This window comes from Pseudoalteromonas aurantia (assembly GCF_005886875.1).
Taxonomy (GTDB): Bacteria; Pseudomonadota; Gammaproteobacteria; order Enterobacterales; family Alteromonadaceae; genus Pseudoalteromonas; species Pseudoalteromonas aurantia_A.
The window spans coordinates 1-4,894 of record NZ_PNBY01000145.1 but is presented as its reverse complement, the minus strand read 5'-3'; the positions used below and the strand labels follow the sequence as shown (position 1 = coordinate 4,894).

The window sequence follows — 4,894 nt, the reverse complement described above, 5'->3', positions numbered from 1 at the left end:
ACTAAGTTTTACTTGACGCTAACTCGTTTTAATTTGCTTTTCATCGTGTTGCTCCGTGTCAGTGGGGTCGCATTATAGGGAGATGCAGAAAAAGCGCAAGCATTTATTTGAAGAAAAGTGATAAAAATAGCGACTTCGAGCAAAATTAAATCAAAACGGGTATTTTTGGTACTTTTATATACAAAACCTCAATAAAGAGAGACCATATTACCCATCTCACTCGGCTAACAGGTCTAATATTTAACTGCGAGCCTATAAAACGTAGGGCCGTTTATCTCACTCAAACCTCCTACAGCCCCTTTTTCCATCTATATAAGCATGACTTAACTAATTAGTGGCTCTGTAAGCTAAAACTGTGACTTAGCGTTTATTTTCAGCCACATTATATTGTGCAATCAGCTTATCCATATCAATCGCCGAATCAGATATGGTCACCGCAGCCTGTACGATTTGTTCCGCGCCAGAGACATTCTCAGCAGACTTTTCAAATATGATGGCAATATTTTTACTAATATCACTAATCGCATCGCTTTGTTGTTGCGTGCTTTGCGAGACCGACTCAGTCACAGTTTCAACTTGCTGAGCCTGTGTCACGATTTGGCTCAATGCAGTTTTTATTTCCTGCGCCCGCTGCGCAGCCTGGACGGCATTATCTTGCCCTTGCATAATAATACTTGATGCTTCTTTTGAGCTTGTCTGTAATTCCGACACCAATGCTGAAATTTCTTCTGTTGATTTTTGTGTTCTACTGGCTAAGCCCCTTACCTCATCAGCAACTACGGCAAACCCTCTTCCTTGCTCACCAGCTCTTGCCGCTTCAATCGCGGCATTAAGTGCTAACAAATTCGTTTGTTCTGCAATTGAGCGGATCATCTCAACCATACTCGTAATACTTCCAACCCTATTGTTCAAGGCATCTACTGCGACTGCTGATTTAGCCATATCATCAGACGCATCCTGAATGACACTCACAGCATCTGTAACCACCTTCTGACCCCGAATAGATTCAGTCGCTACCACTCTTGCTGCTTGTGAGTTCTCATTCATTGAACTGGCAATCACTTTAATATTTTTGCTCATTTGTTCAGATGCGGCTGCAATTGTTTTAATACCATCTTGCTGCTCTTCTAGGTTTTGTTTACTGTGGTTAATAGCTAGCGATGCATCTTCAGTAGAAGACGCAATTCTCTGAGACACTTGCGCAAACTCTACAAGGTCATTCTCAAATTGCATGGTCAAATGATTTATGTCTTTTGCTGAATTTCCTAATTCATCAGAACTTAAAACCGCAATTTCATGAGACAAATCTTTGTTTCTAATTGCCACTTGAATACCCTGTGCTATTTTCTGTGATTGGCGTCGTCGAAGCTTAATTGCAGTGAAAAGCGCAAAAGTGATTAATAAGCCCACAATTAAAATTACGCTTTCAACGACGAGCACTAATACCGCTCGCTCTTGTATGTTGATTGCAGTGGCATCAACCAGATCAAGCGCTTGCTCTTCGGCACTTTTCAACACATTGATCCGTTTGGTCGCAGCTGAAAACCATTTTTCTGCATCTAGATTAAAATTGGTATTTGTTGCAGCAATTAGGCTTCGATATTTATCCACCTCAGAGAATTCACTTGATGCAAGAGCTCTTTCAAAAAGTGTCTTCATTGGAGGAGGTGAAGCTTCTAATGCTTCTTCTAAATATACTTCTTGCTTAGTAAGCAAACTTACATGTTTTATTTTTGCCGCTTGGGTCATTTCATCCTTAGATAACACATTAGACAAAACAGCTCGCTCTATCCCTGCTGACTCTTTGGCATTAGAAAAGTTATATATGGAAAACAGCTCAGTGGAAATAATATGGTCATTGCTTAATCGTGATGCAGTTATAACGATGTGTAACCCTTTCAAGTTTATATCGGTGTAGTATTTTAACGCATCTCCTAACGACATTGTTAAATTGTCAACGTCTCTTCTGACCTGTTCTAGCTTAGCGAATTTCCTTTGAAATTCTATCAATTCTCGTTGCATCGGCTCTGACAACTGCCATGTCTTTGATTTCTCCTCAAGCTGGGAGACAAACTTGTTTGTAAGGCTTCTTTGTTTAGTTAACGTTGACTTAAATTTCTTACCTCCCGAACCAATGTACCCCGCCGACGCGCCGCGTTCTTTTTGTGTCTCATGCACAACCGATAAAACAGCATGACTAAAAAACGCATTATATTCTGCGTCATATGCGTCGTTCATTCTCTGTAATGACATAGAAACATCATAAAAAATGACAGCGCCTAGTAATACACAGGGAAGCAGCGCCATTGTTGTTAAATGGCCTGATATATACCTAGCTATTGACTTAAACATAGAGAACCCAATTCAATGCCTGATGAATAATTGCGCTTTAAATTATAGAGGAGATCATACAAACTGGGGAAGTTTTATACATTTATTACAACTCTATGCGTATCATAATCACGTTGAACCTAGCGTTCTAATACATGATCACACCGGCTGAAAACAAAAAACCGCTCATTTCATAATAAGCGGTTTTAGAGGGGTAATAATTGATTATGGCCACACAATCAGTTTTCTATCTTGGCGCACTTCTTTGACGATTACCCGCTACTTTTGGTTTAGTATTGGCTTTTTTAAACTGACCAAACCCACTATGGCGGGTCAAAGCAGGGCGACCTCCCTTTTTAAGTCCAGCCGACTTTTCATTTCGGCTTTCTTCCGGCACCAAACAATTCGGACCCTTACCAATTAAATTGGCTTTACCCATTTTTCGTAATGCTTCACGGATCATAGGCCAGCCCGATGCATCATGATACCGTAATATAGCCTTGTGCAAGCGACGCTGTCTTGCACCTTTAGGCACTGCGACTTCTTCTTTGTTATTTTTTATGTTTCGTAAAGAGTTCATCTCGGTATGATAAATGGTCGTTGCATTTGCCATAGGAGACGGATAGAAATTTTGCACTTGGTCCAGCTTAAAATCATTACTTTTAAGCCAAAGCGCCATATTTACCATGTCTTCATCTGTGGTGCCTGGATGTGCAGAGATAAAGTATGGGATCAAGTATTGCTTTTTACCTGCTTCTTTTGAATATTTATCAAATAGCTCTTTAAAGCGATCATATGTGCCCATGCCAGGCTTCATCATTTTCGATAATGGGCCTTGCTCAGTATGCTCAGGTGCAATTTTTAAGTACCCACCGACATGGTGACTTACCAATTCTTTTACATATCTAGGGTCTTCAATGGCTAAATCATAGCGAACACCTGATGCGATAAGGATTTTTTTCACGCCCTCAACATTTCTTGCTTTACGGTAAAGGTCAATCGTTGGAGTGTGGTCGGTATCCATATGCTTACAAATATCAGGATACACGCACGACAACCTGCGACAGGTACTTTCTGCTTTTTTGCTCTTACATCGCAATTTATACATGTTAGCCGTTGGGCCGCCTAAATCTGAGATCACCCCAGTAAAGCCAGGAACCTTGTCGCGAATTTGTTCTATCTCTTCAATAATCGACTCTTCAGAGCGACTTTGAATAATACGACCTTCATGCTCGGTGATTGAGCAAAAACTACACCCACCAAAGCAACCCCGCATAATATTTACAGAGGTTTTGATCATGTCATAAGCAGGAATTTTTGCATCACCATAGCTTGGGTGTGGCACACGTTGATAAGGTAAACCAAACACCATATCCATTTCGGCTGTTTCTAACGGGAATGCAGGCGGATTAACCCATACCGAACGGTCGCCATGACGCTGAAACAGCGCGCGTGCACAACCAGGATTGGTTTCTTGATGTAAAATACGTGATGCGTGGGCATATAACGGCTTATTCACACTCACTTGTTCGAATGCTGGCAGTTTTACATATACTTTTTCCCAAGGCTTTAATCTTGGTGCTTGTACGGTAATCGGTTTTGCAGCTTCTTCAGCAAGATTAATTCCCGCTTTGGCAAATTCAGATTTGCTACAGCCAACATCGTCCGCACCATAAGGATTGGGAATAGGATCAATTTTACCAACTTTATCTATCGCCGTTGAATCACTCCCACGCCACTGAGGTAAAGGCTCTTTGCGAATAACCGCAGTACCACGAATATCTTGAATTGACGCAATAGCATCACCCCTTGCTATTCGATGAGCAACTTCCACCAGCGGGCGTTCAGCATTACCGTAAATCAAGATGTCGGCTTTGGCATCAAAAATAATACTGCGTCGTACTTTTTCCTGCCAATAATCATAATGTGCAATACGACGTAAACTTGCTTCTATGCCACCAATAACTAATGGTACTTCTTTATATGCTTCTCTACATCGCTGACTATATACCACAACTGCTCTGTCAGGGCGCATACCACCAACATTACCGGGTGTATATGCATCATCGTGACGCATACGCTTCTCAGCAGTATATCGGTTGATCATGGAGTCCATATTACCCGCAGTGACACCAAAAAATAAGTTTGGCTGACCAAGCGACATAAATGCTTCTTTGCTAGACCAATCTGGCTGGGCAATAATACCGACCCTAAACCCTTGCGCTTCTAGTACCCTGCCAATCACAGCCATACCAAAGCTTGGGTGGTCGACATATGCATCACCGGTTACAAGTACAATGTCGCAGCTGTCCCAGCCCAACTCATCCATTTCTTGACGTGTAGTAGGCAGAAATGGTGCAACACCATAGCATTCTGCCCAGTATTTAGGATAAGAGAATAACGACCGTTCAGCTTTAAATGCGCTCATAGAGGGTACCTGCAGGAAAAAGAGGCGAATTATAACTTAAATCATAGTTTGGTCATACCATAGAATATTCTAATATTATGCATAATTAAACTCTCCCCCTGCTCACCACGTCTTCACCGTCTTAACCGTCTTAAC

The 4,894-nt window shown here is 41.5% G+C and carries 2 protein-coding genes; both read right to left on the bottom strand.

Annotation, left to right across the window (positions count from 1 at the left end; translation table 11 throughout):
• Nucleotides 1-360: 360 nt before the first annotated feature.
• Nucleotides 361-2,352: a methyl-accepting chemotaxis protein gene (locus CWC18_RS19805; RefSeq protein ID WP_249348290.1), complete on the bottom strand. Its 1,992-nt coding sequence runs from the start codon at nt 2,350-2,352 to the stop codon at nt 361-363.
• Between the two features lie 226 nt (nt 2,353-2,578).
• Nucleotides 2,579-4,759: a YgiQ family radical SAM protein gene (locus CWC18_RS19800; protein ID WP_138593049.1), complete on the bottom strand. Its 2,181-nt coding sequence runs from the start codon at nt 4,757-4,759 to the stop codon at nt 2,579-2,581.
• Between the last annotated feature and the right edge of the window lie 135 nt (nt 4,760-4,894).